Annotated in this window: 16 protein-coding genes, 1 tRNA gene and 1 pseudogene; 7 read left to right on the top strand and 11 right to left on the bottom strand. The window is 59.7% G+C overall.

The window, feature by feature from the left end; genetic code table 11:
- Positions 1-40 precede the first annotated feature (40 nt).
- From dusB to purH, 3 genes are read left to right on the top strand one after another with little or no spacing between them, the layout of a single operon-like run.
- Positions 41-1,108, top strand: a complete 1,068-nt coding sequence (gene dusB, locus FGL86_RS15400) for a tRNA dihydrouridine synthase DusB (protein ID WP_147186241.1) — start codon at positions 41-43, stop codon at positions 1,106-1,108.
- Positions 1,105-1,452, top strand: a complete 348-nt coding sequence (gene fis, locus FGL86_RS15405) for a DNA-binding transcriptional regulator Fis (protein ID WP_147185556.1) — start codon at positions 1,105-1,107, stop codon at positions 1,450-1,452. Before dusB ends, fis begins: the two co-directional genes overlap by 4 nt.
- A gap of 60 nt (positions 1,453-1,512) precedes the next feature.
- Positions 1,513-3,099 carry a bifunctional phosphoribosylaminoimidazolecarboxamide formyltransferase/IMP cyclohydrolase gene (gene purH, locus FGL86_RS15410; RefSeq protein ID WP_147185559.1) on the top strand — a complete coding sequence of 529 codons (1,587 nt, stop codon included), beginning with the start codon at positions 1,513-1,515 and terminating at the stop codon, positions 3,097-3,099.
- 82 nt (positions 3,100-3,181) lie between these two features.
- Here purH and FGL86_RS15415 read toward each other — a convergent pair whose 3' ends face one another.
- From FGL86_RS15415 to folE, 3 genes are all read right to left on the bottom strand, one after another.
- Positions 3,182-4,639, bottom strand: a complete 1,458-nt coding sequence (locus tag FGL86_RS15415; RefSeq protein ID WP_147185561.1) for an NAD-dependent succinate-semialdehyde dehydrogenase — start codon at positions 4,637-4,639, stop codon at positions 3,182-3,184.
- A 130-nt stretch (positions 4,640-4,769) separates the two neighbouring features.
- Positions 4,770-5,054 carry a DUF4190 domain-containing protein gene (locus FGL86_RS15420; protein WP_147185563.1) on the bottom strand — a complete coding sequence of 95 codons (285 nt, stop codon included), beginning with the start codon at positions 5,052-5,054 and terminating at the stop codon, positions 4,770-4,772.
- 110 nt (positions 5,055-5,164) lie between these two features.
- Positions 5,165-5,722, bottom strand: coding sequence for a GTP cyclohydrolase I FolE (gene folE, locus FGL86_RS15425; protein ID WP_147185565.1), 558 nt, complete (start codon positions 5,720-5,722; stop codon positions 5,165-5,167).
- A gap of 251 nt (positions 5,723-5,973) precedes the next feature.
- Between folE and FGL86_RS15430 the strand changes: the two genes are divergently transcribed.
- Positions 5,974-6,528 (top strand): hypothetical protein, encoded by a 555-nt coding sequence (locus FGL86_RS15430; protein ID WP_147185567.1) that lies wholly within the window; start codon positions 5,974-5,976, stop codon positions 6,526-6,528.
- A 62-nt stretch (positions 6,529-6,590) separates the two neighbouring features.
- Here FGL86_RS15430 and FGL86_RS15435 read toward each other — a convergent pair whose 3' ends face one another.
- Together FGL86_RS15435 and FGL86_RS15440 are read right to left on the bottom strand one after the other, a co-directional pair.
- Complete coding sequence (locus FGL86_RS15435) at positions 6,591-7,577, bottom strand: serine/threonine protein kinase (RefSeq protein ID WP_246131661.1); 987 nt, start codon at positions 7,575-7,577, stop codon at positions 6,591-6,593.
- Between the two features lie 46 nt (positions 7,578-7,623).
- Positions 7,624-8,364 carry a ComFC family protein gene (locus FGL86_RS15440; protein ID WP_246131662.1) on the bottom strand — a complete coding sequence of 247 codons (741 nt, stop codon included), beginning with the start codon at positions 8,362-8,364 and terminating at the stop codon, positions 7,624-7,626.
- Between the two features lie 124 nt (positions 8,365-8,488).
- On the opposite strand from FGL86_RS15440, the gene FGL86_RS15445 reads away from it, so the two are divergent.
- A tRNA-Leu gene (locus tag FGL86_RS15445) sits at positions 8,489-8,573 on the top strand.
- Positions 8,574-8,640: 67 nt separating this feature from the next.
- On the opposite strand, the gene FGL86_RS15450 is transcribed toward FGL86_RS15445, so the two are convergent.
- The 6 genes and pseudogenes from FGL86_RS15450 to FGL86_RS15475 form a co-directional block, all read right to left on the bottom strand.
- Positions 8,641-10,155 carry a tripartite tricarboxylate transporter permease gene (locus FGL86_RS15450; RefSeq protein ID WP_147185571.1) on the bottom strand — a complete coding sequence of 505 codons (1,515 nt, stop codon included), beginning with the start codon at positions 10,153-10,155 and terminating at the stop codon, positions 8,641-8,643.
- Positions 10,155-10,607, bottom strand: coding sequence for a tripartite tricarboxylate transporter TctB family protein (locus tag FGL86_RS15455; protein WP_147185572.1), 453 nt, complete (start codon positions 10,605-10,607; stop codon positions 10,155-10,157). Before FGL86_RS15455 ends, FGL86_RS15450 begins: the two co-directional genes overlap by 1 nt.
- Complete coding sequence (locus FGL86_RS15460; protein WP_147185574.1) at positions 10,607-11,608, bottom strand: Bug family tripartite tricarboxylate transporter substrate binding protein; 1,002 nt, start codon at positions 11,606-11,608, stop codon at positions 10,607-10,609. Before FGL86_RS15460 ends, FGL86_RS15455 begins: the two co-directional genes overlap by 1 nt.
- Positions 11,609-11,839: 231 nt before the next feature.
- Positions 11,840-12,733 carry a uroporphyrinogen-III C-methyltransferase gene (cobA, locus tag FGL86_RS15465; protein WP_147185576.1) on the bottom strand — a complete coding sequence of 298 codons (894 nt, stop codon included), beginning with the start codon at positions 12,731-12,733 and terminating at the stop codon, positions 11,840-11,842.
- 274 nt (positions 12,734-13,007) lie between these two features.
- Positions 13,008-14,140, bottom strand: a protein-coding gene (locus FGL86_RS15470; RefSeq protein ID WP_425468291.1) for an IS3 family transposase whose coding sequence is annotated in 2 segments (ribosomal slippage) — positions 13,008-13,885 and positions 13,885-14,140 — 1,134 coding nt in all. Because the reading frame shifts where the segments join, the coding sequence is not laid out codon by codon here.
- 327 nt (positions 14,141-14,467) lie between these two features.
- Positions 14,468-14,611: pseudogene (locus FGL86_RS15475) on the bottom strand (ISL3 family transposase); the annotation flags it as partial.
- Between the two features lie 99 nt (positions 14,612-14,710).
- Between FGL86_RS15475 and FGL86_RS15480 the strand changes: the two are divergent.
- Together FGL86_RS15480 and FGL86_RS15485 are read left to right on the top strand one after the other, a co-directional pair.
- The gene (locus tag FGL86_RS15480) at positions 14,711-15,241 is read left to right on the top strand and encodes a TetR/AcrR family transcriptional regulator (protein ID WP_147185579.1); all 531 of its coding nucleotides are present in this window, start codon (positions 14,711-14,713) and stop codon (positions 15,239-15,241) included.
- Entirely contained in the window at positions 15,228-16,283 is a 1,056-nt protein-coding gene (locus FGL86_RS15485; protein ID WP_147185581.1) for an alcohol dehydrogenase family protein, read from the top strand. The genes FGL86_RS15480 and FGL86_RS15485 overlap by 14 nt, the downstream gene beginning before the upstream one ends.
- Positions 16,284-16,408: the final 125 nt, after the last annotated feature.

Genomic DNA, 16,408 nt, shown 5'->3' on the forward strand with positions numbered 1-16,408 from the left:
TATCATGGCTCCGCTCAAGCCACCAACTCCCGTTATCGCCATGCTCGCGAACCCCTCGCAAGCGCTGCCTGCCATCGGCAAGCATCGCTTGACCAATCGTTTGATCCTGGCGCCCATGGCCGGCGTTACCGACCGCCCGTTTCGTCAGCTTTGCCGCCGATTGGGCGCGGGCCTGGTGGTGTCGGAAATGGTCACCAGCGATCCGAGCCTGTGGCATACCCGCAAATCCCGGCTGCGGCTGGACCATTGCGGCGAACCCGGGCCGAGAGCGGTACAGATCGCCGGCGGCGACGCGGCCATGCTGGCCCAGGCGGCGCGATTCAACGAGGCCCGCGGGGCGGAAATCATCGATATCAACATGGGCTGCCCGGCCAAGAAGGTATGCAACAAGGCCGCGGGCTCCGCCCTGCTGCGAGACGAGCGGCTGGTCGCGGAAATCCTCGACGCGGTGGTTGGCGCAGTCAAGGTGCCGGTCACCCTGAAGATCCGCACCGGCTGGTGCGCCGAAAGCAACAACGGTCTGCGTATCGCGCGTATTGCCGAGGAAGCCGGCATTCAGGCCCTGGCGGTACACGGGCGCACCCGGGAACAGCGCTACACCGGAGAGGCGGAATACGACACCATTGCCGCGATCAAGTCCGCGTTGAAGATTCCGGTGTTTGCCAACGGAGATATCGATTCTCCCGTAAAAGCCGCTGCGGTAATGGACTACACTGGCGTGGATGCGCTGATGATCGGTCGTGGCGCCCAGGGCAATCCATGGATATTTCGAGAAATAGACCATTATCTGGTTCACGGCGAGTATCTGGCCCCTCCTGCACGAACGGAGCAGTGGCGGGTCATGCGGGGCCACCTTGTGGCCTTGCACGAGTTTTATGGCGAGCATCAAGGCATGCGTATTGCGCGCAAGCATCTGGGCTGGTATCTCGACCGATCGTGTCTTGGCAGGCTCGACAAGCACGCACCGAAGCGTGCCTTGCGGGCGTGCTTCAACGCGCTCGAGAGCGCTCGTGACCAGCTCCATTATATCGACGAACTGTTTTGCCGCCGCGCCCCAGGCGATTGCGCCCCGTGTGAGCCGGCAACGGATGGGATCAGTGCAGCATGACGACCAGGCAAGCAATTACCTCATCCCCTATCGCAGCCGAAACCCTGGGAACCGACCCCCTGGACAGGGATGTCTCTTCCTCGCCTTCCTTGACGAGCCGCGAGCTGCTGGATCAACAGCGCCCCTTGCGCGAGGCGGTGGATACCGCCATGCGACGCTATTTCACGCACCTGGACGGATCGACCACCACGGATCTTTACGCCATGGTGATGGCGGAGGTCGAGGCGCCGCTGCTGGCGGCGGTGATGGAGCATACTCAGGGCAACCAGACTCGCGCCGCGGAAATGCTCGGTCTGAACCGGGGGACCCTGCGCAAGAAGCTCAAATTCTATGAGTTGATATAACGCGCTGGCAAAGAACCATCGAGGCTTTTCAGTGCTTTACCTACCCGCCAAGAGTTGACCATGAATACACACTCTCCTACTTCCCTGCCGGTACGCCGTGCCTTGATCAGCGTTTCCGACAAGACCGGCGTCGTCGATTTCGCTCGTGAACTGGCCCGGCGTGGCGTCGAGCTGCTTTCCACCGGCGGCACCTTTCGGCTCATTCAAGAGCAGGGTATCGAGGTTCGCGAAGTCTCGGAGCATACCGGTTTTCCTGAAATCATGGATGGCCGAGTGAAAACGCTGCATCCCAAGATCCACGGCGGCATCCTGGGGCGGCGCGGCCAGGACGACGCGGTGATGGCGGAGCACGATATCAGCCCCATCGACCTGGTGGTGGTCAATCTCTATCCCTTCGCCGCCACCGTGGCCAGGCCGGACTGCACCCTGGAGGACGCCATCGAGAACATCGATATCGGCGGGCCCGCCATGGTGCGCGCCTGCGCCAAGAATCATGCGCATACCGGGATTCTGGTCGACACCGTCGACTATGCCCGAGTGCTGGAGGACATGACGGCAAACCAGGGCGCCATCAGCGTCGAGCTGCGTTTCGATCTGGCAGTCAAGGCCTTCGAGCACACCGCAGGCTATGACGCAGCCATCGCCAACTACCTGGGTAGCCGGGTGAGCGGCGGCGAAGAGCACTTTCCCCGCACCTACAACCTGCAGTTCCACAAGCGCCAGACCATGCGCTACGGGGAAAACCCCCACCAGCAGGCCGCCTTCTATGTGGAGGCGGAGTGTCATGAAGCCAGCGTGGCAAGCGCGCGAATCGTTCAGGGCAAGCCGCTTTCCTATAACAACGTCGCGGACACGGACGCTGCCTTCGAATGCGTCAAGGCCTTCGTCGATCCTGCCTGCGTGATCGTCAAGCATGCCAATCCCTGCGGCGTCGCCCTGGGAAAAACCATGTTGGAAGCCTACGAAAAGGCCTTTGCCACGGATCCTACCAGCGCCTTCGGCGGTATCATCGCCTTCAACCGACCACTGGATGAGGTAACCGCCCGAGCAATCATCCAGCGCCAGTTCGTCGAGGTGATTATCGCCCCGGGAATCGACGAATCGGCGCTTGCCTTCGTCGCCGAAAAACCCAATGTCCGCCTGTTGGATGTCGCCGATCACTGGCCCGGGGAGCGTCTGGCCAGCCACGACATCAAGCGCGTCACCGGCGGCCTGCTGGTGCAGGATCGAGATCTGGGCATGGTAGGACGAGACGATCTCAAGGTGGTTACCGAACGCGCCCCCAGCGAACAGGAATTCAAGGACCTGGCGTTTGCCTGGAAGGTCGCCAAGTTCGTCAAGTCCAATGCCATCGTCTATGCCAAACAGGGTCGGACCATCGGCGTGGGCGCCGGGCAGATGAGCCGGGTCTATTCCGCCAGGATCGCCAGCATCAAGGCGCAGGACGAAGGATTGAGCGTGCCCGGCTCGGTGATGGCATCGGACGCCTTCTTCCCCTTCCGGGACGGTATCGACGCGGCGGCGAAAGCCGGCATCAGCGCGGTGATTCAGCCCGGCGGCTCCCTGCGCGACCAGGAAGTCATCGATGCCGCCAATGAAGCGGGCATTGCCATGGTGTTCACCGGCATGCGCCATTTCCGTCACTGAATCTTTTCATGACCGAACCAAAAGAGGCAGCCGATTGGCTGCCTCTTTTACGTTAGTCACACAGGTTAGTCGCGTCTTGGATTCATCCCAGATCGATACATAGATATTTGGTTTCGATGTACTCCTCAAGCCCCTGGTGGCCGCCTTCACGACCCAACCCGGACGCCTTGACGCCGCCGAAGGGCATCGCCGCATTGGAGATCATCCCGGTGTTGATGCCGACCATGCCATATTCCAGCGCCTCGGCGATGCGCCACACTCGACCTAGATCCTTGGCATAGAAATAGGCGGCCAGCCCGTATTGAGTATCGTTGGCCAGGCTGACCGCGTCCTCCTCGTCTTCGAAGGAGAAAACCGCCGCCAGCGGGCCAAAGGTTTCCTCGCCGGCCACTTTCATCGATGTGGTCGCGCCGCTGATCAAGGTGGGGGTGAAGAAATTGCCGCCCAGCGGATGCGGATTGCCCCCCAGCAGCAGCTGAGCGCCCTTGTCCACCGCGTCCTCGACATGCTCCGAGACTTTCTTGAGCCCCTTCTGATCGATCAGCGGCCCGATGTTGACCCCTTCCTTGGTGCCATCGCCGACCTCGAGGTTGCGGTTCATGGCCGCCGCCAGTTTCTCGCAGAAGGCATTGACCACGCTGGACTGCACCAGAAAGCGGTTGGTGCATACGCAGGTCTGGCCGGCGTTGCGAAATTTCGCCGCAATGGCGCCTTCCACCGCCGCGTCCAGATCCGCATCGTCGAAAACGATAAAAGGCGCGTTTCCGCCAAGTTCCAGAGAAATCTTCTGGATATGCTGCGACGCCTGGGACATCAGCTGACGCCCCACTTCCGTGGAGCCGGTGAAGGTGATCTTGCGCACGATGGGAGATTCGGTCAGGGCGGCAGCGATTTCGCTGGCGCTGCCCGGTACGACGTTGAACACCCCGCGCGGCACGCCGGCGCGCTCCGCCAGCAGGGCCATGGCGGTGGCGGAAAGCGGCGTCTGACTCGCCGGCTTGACGACGATAGGACAGCCCGCTGCCAGGGCCGCTCCCACCTTGCGAGTAATCATCGCCGCGGGGAAGTTCCAGGGAGTGATCGCCCCCACCACGCCCACCGGCTGCTTGAGGATGATCGCTCGCTGCTGCGGATTGGAAGCAGGCACCGTCTCGCCATAGATACGCCGGCCCTGCTCGGCGAACCAGCGCAGGAAACTGGCGGCGTAAGCGATTTCTCCGGCGGCTTCCTTGAGCGGCTTGCCTTGTTCCAGGGTCATGATACGGGCAAGTTCGTCCTGATGCTCGTGCATGAGGTCATGCCATTTCATCAGGATATCCGCGCGCTCGATAGCGGTCAGCGCACGCCAGGCGGGAAACGCCGCGTTCGCCGCGATGATCGCCCGCTCGGTTTCGCTTCGCCCCATCTTGGGCACCTGAGCGATGGTCTCACCGTTGGCGGGGTTGACGACATCGATCTGCTCGCCGTTATCCGCCGCGACCCAGCTACCGTCGATATAAGCGAAGGGACGAAACAGCGCGCTTTCTTGTAGAGATTCCATGTCACTCTCCTTCCTTTGATACATTCTTTGATGCATTGATCGTCGAATTTTCAACAAACGCCGTGCTTTATATGAAGTCGACCGTCGCCTGACATAGCGTCAGGGCATGGTAGCTTTTATCTCTAGCAGTCTAGGAGCCAGCACCCGGCTCTACCAGCGCCACCAGCACCGCCATGACCAACCCCAGCCCGATGGCCATCCAACAAAGGGCGCGGCCCTTGTACAATACTGGCGAACGACGGATCTGGCGAAGTCCCAGCAGGGCGAACACCGCTGCAATGATGGACACGAATGCCGCCATGGCATCGAAGAACAAGGCAAGAAACGCGGTGGCCAAGGCGGCCAGGGCCCAGCCGGAATAACGCGGGCGACTCTCGTTTGAAGGATTGGTGCTGCCTGTCGTCCTCTCTTCCATGTCGTGGCTCGACTCCTGCTTCAAGACCTGTTTACCGCTGGCGTTTCACCTCGCTTGACTCTATCAACCGAACCTGCCACCGGCCTTCGCATCAACCAGGCCAGGACCGGTCAGTTGGAACGCACTAAGGTCAGAAACTCCTGGCGCGTGGACTGGTTGTCACGAAAAGCGCCCAGCATGACCGAACTCGTCATGCTGGAATTCTGCTTTTCGACACCGCGCATCATCATGCACAGATGGCGCGCCTCGATCACTACCGCCACCCCCCGCGCCTGGGTTACTCGCAGAACCGCCTCGGCGATCTCGCGAGTCAGCTTTTCCTGGATCTGCATGCGACGCGCGTACATGTCGACGATCCGAGCGAATTTGGAAAGTCCCAGCACTCGCCCGCGAGGCATGTAGGCAATATGACATTTGCCAATAAAAGGCAGCAAATGATGCTCGCACATCGAGTAAAGTTCGATATCCTTGACCAGCACCATCTCATCCGTATTCGATTCGAAGATGGCCCCATTGATCAAGGTTTCCAGGGACTGCTCGTAGCCATGGGTCAGAAACTGCATGGCCTTGGCGGCACGCTTGGGAGTATCGCGAAGCCCTTCTCGGTCCGGATCCTCACCCAGGGCGCTAATGATCTGCCGGTAATGCTCGGCGAGTTGTTCGGTCATGTTTGGGCTCGTTATGGCATTGATGCTCAGACGCATCAACCGTCTTGTCGGCATTGCCGATAAATGGCGAAGCGTCAATTCTAGCCCATGCCCCTCTCGGAAGCAGCCCGATCCTTCAAGCGACATCTCGTCGCGCGGACCCCGGCCGGGCTGTAGCGCCAAGTCGGCTGTGCTAAAGTAGTGGCTTCGCGCCCTGCCCGTATACCGCTGGCTGGACAGAATTGAAAACATCCTCGTCGAGAATCCGTATCATGATAAAACGCTGCCTTTACTTGCTGGCGGCCGGCCTGGCGATGCCAATCCTGGCTCAGGGTAACACCCTCAACCTGCCGGCGGATGCCACCATCGACGTACACGTCATCGAAACACTGACCCTCGATACCACCACGCCGGAACAGGCGGACGTGCTGCTGCAGCCCATCGCCAGCCAGGGAGCCACGCATCAGCTGCCGGATTACTGCCTGATCACCGCCACCGCCAGCCTGATCGATCAGCAGGTTCGCATCACTGCCAATACCCTGACCTGCATCGAACCCACGGGAGACGCTCCGGAAATCTTCAGCGCCGAAATTTCCGCTACGGGTCGAGAGTCGAATGGAGATTTCGGCATTGACGCCTGTACCTCGATGAGTAACGGTGCCTGTCAGAGTGCAACGCTGACCCCCGAGCATCACTTCACGCTCGAACTGGGGCAGGCGTTGGCTATCGAACCCCAGGACAATCCCTCGGCACGTATCAATGAACAGCGTCGACGTGCGGATGATGATAACGACGACACCTCATCCGACACCTCGCCTTCCAACTGATCTCGCCGGACTAATCTTGTCAGTTATGCGCCGTTATTGTCATGACGGCGCGAACTTCGAAGCTAGAGAATCCAGCGAGTCTTTCGATCCAGTACCAGACACTGCTGATCCAACTGCCGAATATGCTGATCCCAGTAGCCCTCGTCAGCGACCCAGGGAAATGCCTGAGGAAATGCAGGGTCCTCCCAACGCTCGATCAGCCAGGCGGTGTGGCGCATCAATCGCAGGCTGCGCAGCGGCTCTATCCATTCAAGCTCCTGGCGCGGAAATGCCGTGTACTGTTCATAGCCTTCGAGAATCTCGGAAAGCTGGGCGCGAATTTCCTGATCATTCTGGGCGCTGAGCAGCATCCAGATATCCTGCACCGCCGGTGCCATCATGCAGTCGTCAAAATCCACTAGCGCGAACTGCTCGTCCCGACCCAACAGATTTCCAGGATGGCAATCGCCGTGGGTGCGTATCGATGCCTCTACTGGCCAGCCTCGAGACTCGAGCAGTTTTTGCAAAGTCGCGCTGATCCGCTCGTAGGCAGGGCGCTGACGACGGGTCAGCCAGGAACCGGACAATATCGCTTCGCGGCTTGCAGCCGTCACACGGTTCAAGTCAAGCACCGGCCGGTGGATAAAAGTCTTGCGCCGACCGACCGCATGAACCTGCCCGATCGCCTCTCCCAGCGCATACAGGTGCGCCGGGTTATCAAGCTCCGGCGCCTGACCCGGCAGACAGGGATACATGGTCAGGCGAAATTCCGCCCGGTGATGCAGGCTCCTGCCCTTCTCGTCTCGCCAGGGCGCCGCTACCATCGCGCCGTCCGAACTCAGTTCGGTCAGAAAATCGTGCTCTTCCTGAATCTGCTCGTCACGCCAACGCCCCGGACGATAGAACTTGACGACCCAACGGCGCCGCTCGTCGTCGCAAAGCATGAAGACCCGATTTTCATAACTGTTCAGCGCAAAGGGCTCGCTGGATAGACAGAAACCCAACGACTCCACCGCGTCGGCGATACGCATAGGCGACAACTGCTCGAAAGGATGGCGTTGATCGTCCACGAAGACTCTCCCCGATAGCGGCATATAAGAGCCATGCTATCAGAGATCACTCCCTGGGCGTTCGCGCGATGGCCCAGGCTTCTACCTCTCCGGCGCCCGCGCTCAGGCAAGCCTCCGCCAAGGCGTTCAGAGTAGCGCCGGTGGTCATGACGTCGTCGACCAGCGCGACGCGCGAAGGCAGAGGCGCTTCGAGCACGAAGGCGCCACGCAGATTGCGCCGACGCTTTCGCCGATCCAGCCCCCGCTGGGACGGCGTGGCGCGCAGCCGCCGGGCTTCGATACAGGGAATATCGAGACGCCCGGCAAGACGGCGCGCCAACCAATCCGCCTGGTTGAATCCGCGCGCTCGCGCTCGCTTCGAATGCAGTGGCACGCTGACCAGAGCCTGAGGGCGTCGCGACGGCGGCAACTCCTCTAGCGCATGTTCCATCAGTTCAAGCAGCAGCGTGCCCGCTCGCGGTGAAGCAGAAAACTTGAACTGCCAGACAAGGATCGCGATCTGCTCACGATACAGCAGCGGCACCCTGGCCCTTGTAAACAGCGGCGGCTCTTTCAGGCAGGCTCCGCAAATCTGCCTGGCCAAGCCAGCCGGCAAGGGTTCCGCGCAGCGCTCGCAGGCCGGCAGGTTCCAAGGCAGCTCCAGCAGGCAGGCCTCGCACCAAGGCTTTGCTTCTTGAGTATTCGCCAGACAAAACGCGCAATGACCCGGCATGGCACGGCGTATCCAGCCGTCGTCCCGGGTCAAGAGCCGAGAAAAGGAAGCAGCGGCGGTCAGAAAGATTTTCATCTTATTCGTGACGCCAATTCCCACTCCTTTCTTTAACAAATTCATCGTTATTCATTACCAAGGTTGAACATTGCTTGACTTGAACGAAGCAACCCCTAGAATATGCCCGGTCTTTTCAACACCCGCGGATGTGGTGGAATTGGTAGACACGCTAGATTTAGGTTCTAGTGCCGTAAGGCGTGGGAGTTCGAGTCTCCCCATCCGCACCATCTAATTTTCTAATAGTGCTGGCTAAATCTCATACGATTTCCTTGCTTGAGCTCTTTCTATCCTTCCTCAATCCGATTGATCCGAACTCGACTGCATTCGCATGCGTAGCAGCGGGCCGAGTATATACGGCAGGATCAATCCTAGGGCGGCGAACACCCACAGACCGATCGCCAGGCCGCTACCCCACAGCACCATCCAGTCGCCGTCGGAAATATCCAGCGCATGGCGCAGGTTTTTTTCCATTTCCGGGCCGAGCAGCAGGCCGAGAATCACCGGTACCAGCGGGATTTCCAGCTTGCGCAGCACATAGCCGGCGACGCCGAAGGCCACCATGAAATACAGATCGAAGGTGGTGTTGCTGATCGAGTAGATGCCGACGAAGGCCACCATGGTAACGATAGGCAGCAGGTACATCGGCGGCACCGAGAGCAGCTTGACGAAGATCCCCACCAGCGGAATATTCAATAGCAGCAGCAGGAAGTTGCCGATCAGCAGCGCGGCGATCACGCCCCATACGATATCCGCATTCTGTGTGAACATCAGCGGCCCGGGGGTGATATTCAGCGAGATCAAGAGTGCGAGAAGCACCGCCGTGGTGCCGCTGCCCGGCACGCCCAAGGTCAGCATGGGCACCAGGGCACCGCTCGAGGCCCCGTTGTTGCCGGCTTCCGGCGCCGCTACCCCGCGGGGGTCGCCTTCGCCGAAGTTGCCCTTGCGCCCGAGAATGCGCTTTTCCAGGGTATAGCTGATGAAGCTTCCCAGGGAGGCCCCGGCACCCGGCAACACACCTGCGACGAATCCCAGCACACCGCCGCGCAGACTGGTAGGAAGAATGTCCCGAATATCCTTCCAGGATAGGGTCATCTTGTTGACCGCGATGCTCTCTTTCCCTCCGCCGGCCTGGGCTTCAATAAAGAACAACAGCTCGGATATGGCGAACAGACCGACGATGGCGATGATGAAATCCACGCCCTCGTAAAGCTCCAATACGCCGAAAGTGTAGCGCTGGACCCCGGTACTATCGATACCCACGGTGGCAATCATCAGGCCGATACAGGCTGCCACGACGGTCTTGATCGGATTCTTGCCGGTGATCCCCCCGAGGGTGGCGAAGGCCAGCATGAACAGGGCAAAGTATTCCGCAGGGCCGAAGGTCAAGGCGAAATCCGCCAGTACCGGCGCCAGCAGAATCAGACCGAGAGTCGCGACCAGACTGCCGATGAACGAGGCAATGGCGGAAATCGCCAAGGCCTCCGAAGCCTTGCCCTTCTGGGCCATGGGATAGCCGTCCAGACAGGTCATCATGGCCGGTTCGTCGCCGGGAATGTTCAGCAGGATCGAGGAAATCCGCCCCCCGTACATGGCGCCGGCATAGACCGCAGTAAGCATGATCATGGCGGTATCCGGCGCCAGCCCCAGACTGAACGCCAGGGGAATCAGAATCGCCACTCCATTGGCCGGCCCCAGCCCCGGCAGCGCACCGATCAGAGTGCCAAGGAAGGCGCCCAGCAGCGCGAACATGAGATTATGCGGCGCGAGGGCCACGCCGAAGCCATCGATCAGAAAGCCCAGGGTTTCCATCAGTCCACCTCCAGGAAATCGAGCAGGCCCAGGGGCAGCGACAGGTCGAGGGCGAAGTTGAACAGCACAAACACCACGACACCGGCAATCGCTCCGGTCACATAAGCCTTGATGGGTGTTGCTCCCATTCGCCAGCAGAGCGTGCCGACCGCAAGAGCAGTGCTGATGATGAATCCCAGTGGCTGCAGCAGCAGTGCGTACAGCACCAGCACCACCACGGCGATGATCAGTTCCAGCCCGGTGCGACTCCAGGGCCAAGGATCATCCGGATCGGGACGCAGGATCAGATAGAGACTCGAGAGCGCCAGCACCGCTGCCAGCAACAGGGGAAAGGTCTCGGGACCCACCGCTTCCGCGCCGCCGAAGGGCTCGGGGAACTGGGTCGCGCTCCAGCCATAGACCACCGCCAGAACGATCAGCAATACCCCGAAGACACGATCGTTGAAGGCCATTACTGGATCAGCCCGATATCCCTGGAAAGCGCCTCGATGTCATCGATCTGCTGCTTGACGAAATCCTCGAACTCGCCGGCGCTCATGTGGAACGGCATCAGGCCATTCTGGGTCATGACGTTTTGCCACTCGTCACTCTCGTAGATCGTATCCATGGCATCGACCCAGTACTGCTTGGCCTCGTCGGAGATATCCGCCGGCATGTAAAAGCCGCGCCAGTTGGGACCGACCGCGTCGATACCCTGCTCCTTGGCGGTGGGGATATCACTGAGCTTTCCCGGCAGACGTTCCTCGGCGAGCACCGCCAGCACTCGCAGATCACCGGACTCCATGAAGCCTTGTGCCTCGGTGATATCGCCGGTAAAGGCGTCCACGTGGCCACCGACTACCTGGGTCATGGCCTCGCCGCCGTTATTGTAGGAGAGATAGGGAATACGCGGCAGGTTCTCGACCCCCGCCGCCTGGGCAGCGATCAGTACCTTGAGATGATCCCAACCGCCCTTGGCACTGCCGCCGGCAAACTTGACGCTGCGTGGATCCTCCTTGATCGCATCCATCAAGGCGGACAGATCCTGATAGTCGGAGTCCTTGGAGACCGCGATAATGCCGTAATCCGCCCCCAGCGCGCCGATCCAGTTGACCATGTCCGCATCCATGCCCGGGAACTGGCCCTGGGCCAATCGCGTGGTAGTGGCGGTGGAGGCGGCTACCAGCAATTGATCGTCGCCGGCGCGCTTGCTGACGGTATGAGCATAGGCGACGCCGCCACCGGCACCGGCCATGTTGATGGTCTGCACGCTCCTCGGCACCAGGTCGAGATCCTCCAGCACCTTGCCGACGCTTCGACAGGTGAAATCCCAGCCGCCGCCGGGATCCGCCGGCGCCAGGCATTCCACCTTGCCCTCGGGCTCGAAGGCCATGGCGGCAGTGGCGCTCAGAGCGATACCGGCAATAGCGATCAGCTTGACCGGAGTGGATCTTGCTAGGGATGAGATTGGCATGACGGCATTTCCTTGTTATTCGTGTATTGGTGAGTCATGCCTGTCAGCAAAGTTGAATTTTCCTCAGGGCGCAACTGCCTCCTGCGATGTTGACGAATCGACTTATCACGTTTGTCATCTCGTGAGTTTACATAAAGTAAATGAGCATTTTGATGGAGGCGCCTAGCCTGGACTCGCGCACGAGATTGAATTTAACGACGCATGACAGACGCGCAGCAGTTTGTAGAAAGATTAGGCGCTATGGGCATTGGCCAAAGGCGTGGGATGCTTGCCCTCCTGCCAACCTCGACTAACGGCCCGCGTTTCATCGAACCAAGCAAGTCGCTCATGCAGGCTTACTACGCTGCCAACGATGATCAGCGTCGGCGGTCGGATGGCGTCCAACTCCGCAGCCGCCGGCAGCACTGCCAGGGTGCCGGCATGCACTCGCTGGCGAGCCGTAGTGCCCTGTTCGATCAATGCCAAGGGCGTATCCCCGGTCAGGCCGTAGGCCTGCAATTCCCGGCGCAGAATTTTCAGGCTGCTCAGGCCCATGTAGAACACCAAAGTTTGCCCCGGTCGCGCCAAGGTCGCCCAATCCAGATCGCAACTACCGTTCTTGAGATGACCGGTGACGAAGCGCACGGATTGCGCATGATCGCGATGGGTCAGCGGAATGCCCGCATAGGCGGCGCAGCCGGAGGCGGCGGTCACCCCGGGAATCACCTCGAAATCCACCCCCGCATCCGCCAGGGTTTCCAACTCCTCCCCGCCGCGACCGAAGATAAACGGATCACCGCCCTTGAGCCGCACCACGCGCTTGCCGGCTCGAGCCCAGTCTACCAGCGCCTGATTGATGCCTTCCTGGGGAACGCTGTGCTTCGAGCGGGCCTTGCCCACGTACAGCTTCCAGGCCTGCGGATGGGCCAGCGCGAGAATCTCCTCGCTGACCAGCCGGTCGTGCAGAATGACTTCCGCCGCCTGCAAACGCCGGAGCGCCTTGACGGTCAGGAGTTCCGGGTCGCCGGGACCGGCACCCACCAACGCCACCTGGCCACGGGGAAAATCACGCAGCCGCACCAGCTTGTCACTGTCACCTGGCGATGGATGAAAAGGCGCTTGGCCAAGGGAAAGATCGACGGTCATGGATTGAAGCCTATATTCTTTAAAAGTCTATAAAACGTTTTCTTTATGACAAAGATAATAAAACCTGAGATTTTTCCTGGCCAGGAACCTCTGCTTGGAAGCTTATAACCGAATTAAGAATTTTATCGATCTACGCTAGGTCGTTCCGAACAAGCTTTTTGCCATGGCCAGAAAAGGCTCCGTGCAATTCCGGCATTCCCGCCATCTGAGGTGGACCCCATCAGCTGGACAGCTTGAAGGTGTTACTAAGCTCTGACCTCTTTGTTTACCCGGCTCAAGCTGTCAGGGTCACGGATGGCTGGTAATACACCTCGTCGGGTGTTTGATAATCATGGCTCTGATGGAACCGCTCCTGATTGTAGTGCCGGAAGTACCGGTTAAGCGCCTGTCTCAAGTGTCGCCCATCCTCGAAGGCGGTGAGGTAGATGCACTCATGTTTGACACTGCGCCAGAGGCGTTCCACGAAGATATTGTCATGGTAGCAGCCCTTGCCGTCCATGCTGATCCGGATGCCATGATGCTTGAGAACATCGGTGAAGGCTTCACTGGTGAACTGGACACCCTGATCCGTGTTGAAGATTTCCGGCGTTCCATGACGTTGCAGGGCCTCCTCCAGAGCATCAACGCAGAAGTCAGCGTCCAGGGTGTTCGAGACGCGCCAGGACAGCACCTTGCGAGTGTGCCAGTCCATGATGGCCACCAGGTACATGAAGCCCCGGGCCAGCGGCGCATACGTGATATCGGCGGCCCACACCTGGTTGGGCCGGTCGATCCGGCGCCCTTTGAGCAGGTAGGGATAAACCTTGTGCCCCTCGCCGGGAATGCTGGTTCTCGGACGCGGGTATACCGCCTGCAGGCCCATGGTGCGCATCAGTCGCTGGACTCGCTTGCGGTTTACCTGATAGCCCTGGCGCTGCAGGAACGCCCGCATTTTGCGAGACCCGTAATACGGCGTTTCCAGATGTTGCTGATCAAGTAGATACATGAGATTCAAATCCTTCTGACGCTGTTGCCGAGGACGGTAGTACACCGATGAGCGGCTCAATTTGAGCAATTCACATTGGCGCGTCATGCTGATATCAGGGTGGTCGCGCTCGATCATCGCCAACCGGCGTCGACGACTTACTGATCGAGCTTGCGCGATAAAAAATCGCGTTCCACCGTCAACCGGCCGATCTCGCGATAGAGTTCATCGGTGTTGGGCTCGTTGGACGGCTTGCCAGCCTTCTTCTTGCCTTCGAAGAGGTCAGGGGCATTTTCCAGCAGCTCGCGTTTCCAGGTGCTGACCATGGTCGGATGGATCTGGAAACGGGCGGCGATCTCGGAAGTGGTCTGGTCACCCTTGAGAGCGGCCAGGGCAACCTTGGACTTGAATGAAGCGCTGTACTGTTGGCGTTTCTTGCTCATGATTCTCCTCCTGAGGGAGATGATGAATCAGAGCTTAGGCACCTGTCCAAATTTCGGGGTCCAGTTCAATCCATAGCGGTCAGATAGCAAAATTAGCGCCCAAGGACGGGTTTACAGCGCCTTCGCTCGGGATGGCCTAGCGAGAGACCGATCCAGCGAAGCTATTGAAAAGATACAAATAATGGGTATCTGGATTAGCTGGTTGCTTCACAAGCTTTAATGCCAGGTAAACGGTCAGCGTCACAACGGACTGGCTGGTTGAAAGATTTTTTTGAAGATTACCCATCTGTTAATAGATTAATCACCAGAAAGGGGCTCTTCGACGTTTCATGTGGATTTGGCCTGATCAAGCAGGCGACCCACCAGACTGCCGATCAGGTAGATTATCGCGATGAAATTGGTCTCGTTCCGGTAGCCCCGTGCGCGTGATCGGGCCGCTTGGAACAAGCCGCTCATGCCTTCCAAACATGCACATGTCGATCCCCTGGTCTCTGGCTCAATCGCAGGTCCTGTGTATCACGCCATGCCTTGACGAAGTAGAATGTTCTTTCTACTTCGTCAAGGTGATCAATGGACAAGGATCGGATTGCGGCACGACTGGAGGAGCTTTTCAGCCAACAGGGCTTCGCCACACCCAGCGTGCACGACATCAAGAAGGCGTCCGGGGTCAGCATGAGGACGCTGTATCGCCATTTTCCCTCCAAGGAAACTATGGTCATCGGTGCCTTGGATCATCACCATGCCCGTTATCTCGACTTCCTGGCGTTGGATACCCCACCTCGGGGTACGGACGCTATCACCGAGCTGTTCCAGCGTCTGGCCCAGTGGATGGAAAGCAACGCGCCAAATGGCTGCCTGTCGATGAGCGCCTTCGCCGCCTTTCCGAACAACACACAGGTCACTGCATCGGTGAAACAGCACAAGCACGACATGCACCGATTACTGGCGACTCTAAGCGGTCGCGAGGATCTGGCGGGAGAACTCTTCCTTCTTCACGAAGGGGCCTCGACGGCCTGGCCCACACTGGGTGAGGAAATCATTCGGACAGCACAAACTGCTGCCCTGAAACTGATGAGGAGAAACGACGATGACGCGGCCTGACACGATGCACGGCATCCAGCTCACCGGGCATGGTGGCCCGGAAATGCTTGAACACCGACACGATATTCCCGTGCCTACCCCCGGGCCCGGTGAGGTGTTGATTCGGGTGGCCGCCGCCGGCGTCAACAATACGGATATCAATACCCGTCTCGCCTGGTATTCGAAAGGCAACGGGGAGAGCGAGGATGCCAGCTGGTCGGGCCAGGCGCTCCAGTTTCCGCGCATTCAGGGCGCCGATGTCTGTGGCGAGATTGCCGCGGTCGGCGAGGGGGTGAGTGCCGAAAGGATTGGCGAGCGAGTACTGATCGAGCCCTGCATCAGGGAAAACGGCGGCAAGCTTCTGGATCAGCCCTGGTACTTTGGCTCGGAGTGCGACGGCGGTTTCGCGGAGTACACGACAGTGGCCACACGGCATGCCTATCGCATCGACAGTGACATGAGCGATGTCGAACTCGCCTCCTTCCCCTGCTCCTACTCCACTGCCGAGAACATGCTGACGCGCGCCAGGGTCGTTCAAAGGGAGCGGGTCTTGGTCACTGGCGCCTCCGGCGGGGTTGGCTCGGCCACTGTCCAGCTGGCCAAGGCACGGGGTGCGCATGTCATCGCCATCACAAGCGCCGAGAAGGCCGAGATGCTTCGCGACTTGGGCGCCGACGAAGTAATACTGCGCGACGAAGCATTGCGGGATGCCATCGAGGCCGATAGCGTCGATGTCGTGGTGGATCTCGTCGCCGGCGAGCAGTGGCCGCAGTACCTGGAGGTGCTGCGCCGCGGAGGGCGCTATGCCGTGTCCGGCGCGATTGCCGGCCCCATCGTCGAGCTGGATGTCAGGACCCTCTACCTCAAGGATCTGAGCCTGTTGGGCTGCACGGTGCTGGAGCCCGAAGTCTTCGGCAACCTGATGTGGCACATCGAACAGGGCAGAATCGTCCCCTTGGTCGCTGCCTCCCTACCCCTCGAGCAGATTGGCAAGGCACAGGCCCTTTTCCAGGAAAAGCGCCATGTCGGCAAGATCGTGCTCGAAGTCGGTGTATCAGGGTAACCACTTGGACGCTGAATCGCGGCTTATCAAGTGAGAGAGTATCTGGCCCACAGGCCTCGCACCGGGCAGGAGTAGAGGCTGCCTTGCTCGGCCTCGACATGGTTATCCAGGCTGTGGGGCAGCAC

Origin of the sequence: Pistricoccus aurantiacus, from assembly GCF_007954585.1 — a bacterium.
Lineage (GTDB): Bacteria > Pseudomonadota > Gammaproteobacteria > Pseudomonadales > Halomonadaceae > Pistricoccus > Pistricoccus aurantiacus.

Excerpts from the sequence above, each read along its gene's own strand:
- FGL86_RS15430 (WP_147185567.1), top strand. The coding sequence starts at position 5,974 with ATGATAAAACGCTGCCTTTACTTGCTGGCGGCCGGCCTGGCGATGCCA.
- dusB (WP_147186241.1), top strand. The coding sequence starts at position 41 with ATGCTCGCGAACCCCTCGCAAGCGCTGCCTGCCATCGGCAAGCATCGC.
- FGL86_RS15455 (WP_147185572.1), bottom strand. The coding sequence starts at position 10,607 with ATGGCCTTCAACGATCGTGTCTTCGGGGTATTGCTGATCGTTCTGGCG.
- FGL86_RS15415 (WP_147185561.1), bottom strand. The coding sequence starts at position 4,639 with ATGGAATCTCTACAAGAAAGCGCGCTGTTTCGTCCCTTCGCTTATATC.
- cobA (WP_147185576.1), bottom strand. The coding sequence starts at position 12,733 with ATGACCGTCGATCTTTCCCTTGGCCAAGCGCCTTTTCATCCATCGCCA.
- fis (WP_147185556.1), top strand. The coding sequence starts at position 1,105 with ATGACGACCAGGCAAGCAATTACCTCATCCCCTATCGCAGCCGAAACC.
- FGL86_RS15450 (WP_147185571.1), bottom strand. The coding sequence starts at position 10,155 with ATGGAAACCCTGGGCTTTCTGATCGATGGCTTCGGCGTGGCCCTCGCG.
- FGL86_RS15485 (WP_147185581.1), top strand. The coding sequence starts at position 15,228 with ATGACGCGGCCTGACACGATGCACGGCATCCAGCTCACCGGGCATGGT.
- FGL86_RS15480 (WP_147185579.1), top strand. The coding sequence starts at position 14,711 with ATGGACAAGGATCGGATTGCGGCACGACTGGAGGAGCTTTTCAGCCAA.
- FGL86_RS15460 (WP_147185574.1), bottom strand. The coding sequence starts at position 11,608 with ATGCCAATCTCATCCCTAGCAAGATCCACTCCGGTCAAGCTGATCGCT.
- purH (WP_147185559.1), top strand. The coding sequence starts at position 1,513 with ATGAATACACACTCTCCTACTTCCCTGCCGGTACGCCGTGCCTTGATC.
- FGL86_RS15440 (WP_246131662.1), bottom strand. The coding sequence starts at position 8,364 with ATGAAAATCTTTCTGACCGCCGCTGCTTCCTTTTCTCGGCTCTTGACC.
- FGL86_RS15420 (WP_147185563.1), bottom strand. The coding sequence starts at position 5,054 with ATGGAAGAGAGGACGACAGGCAGCACCAATCCTTCAAACGAGAGTCGC.
- folE (WP_147185565.1), bottom strand. The coding sequence starts at position 5,722 with ATGACCGAACAACTCGCCGAGCATTACCGGCAGATCATTAGCGCCCTG.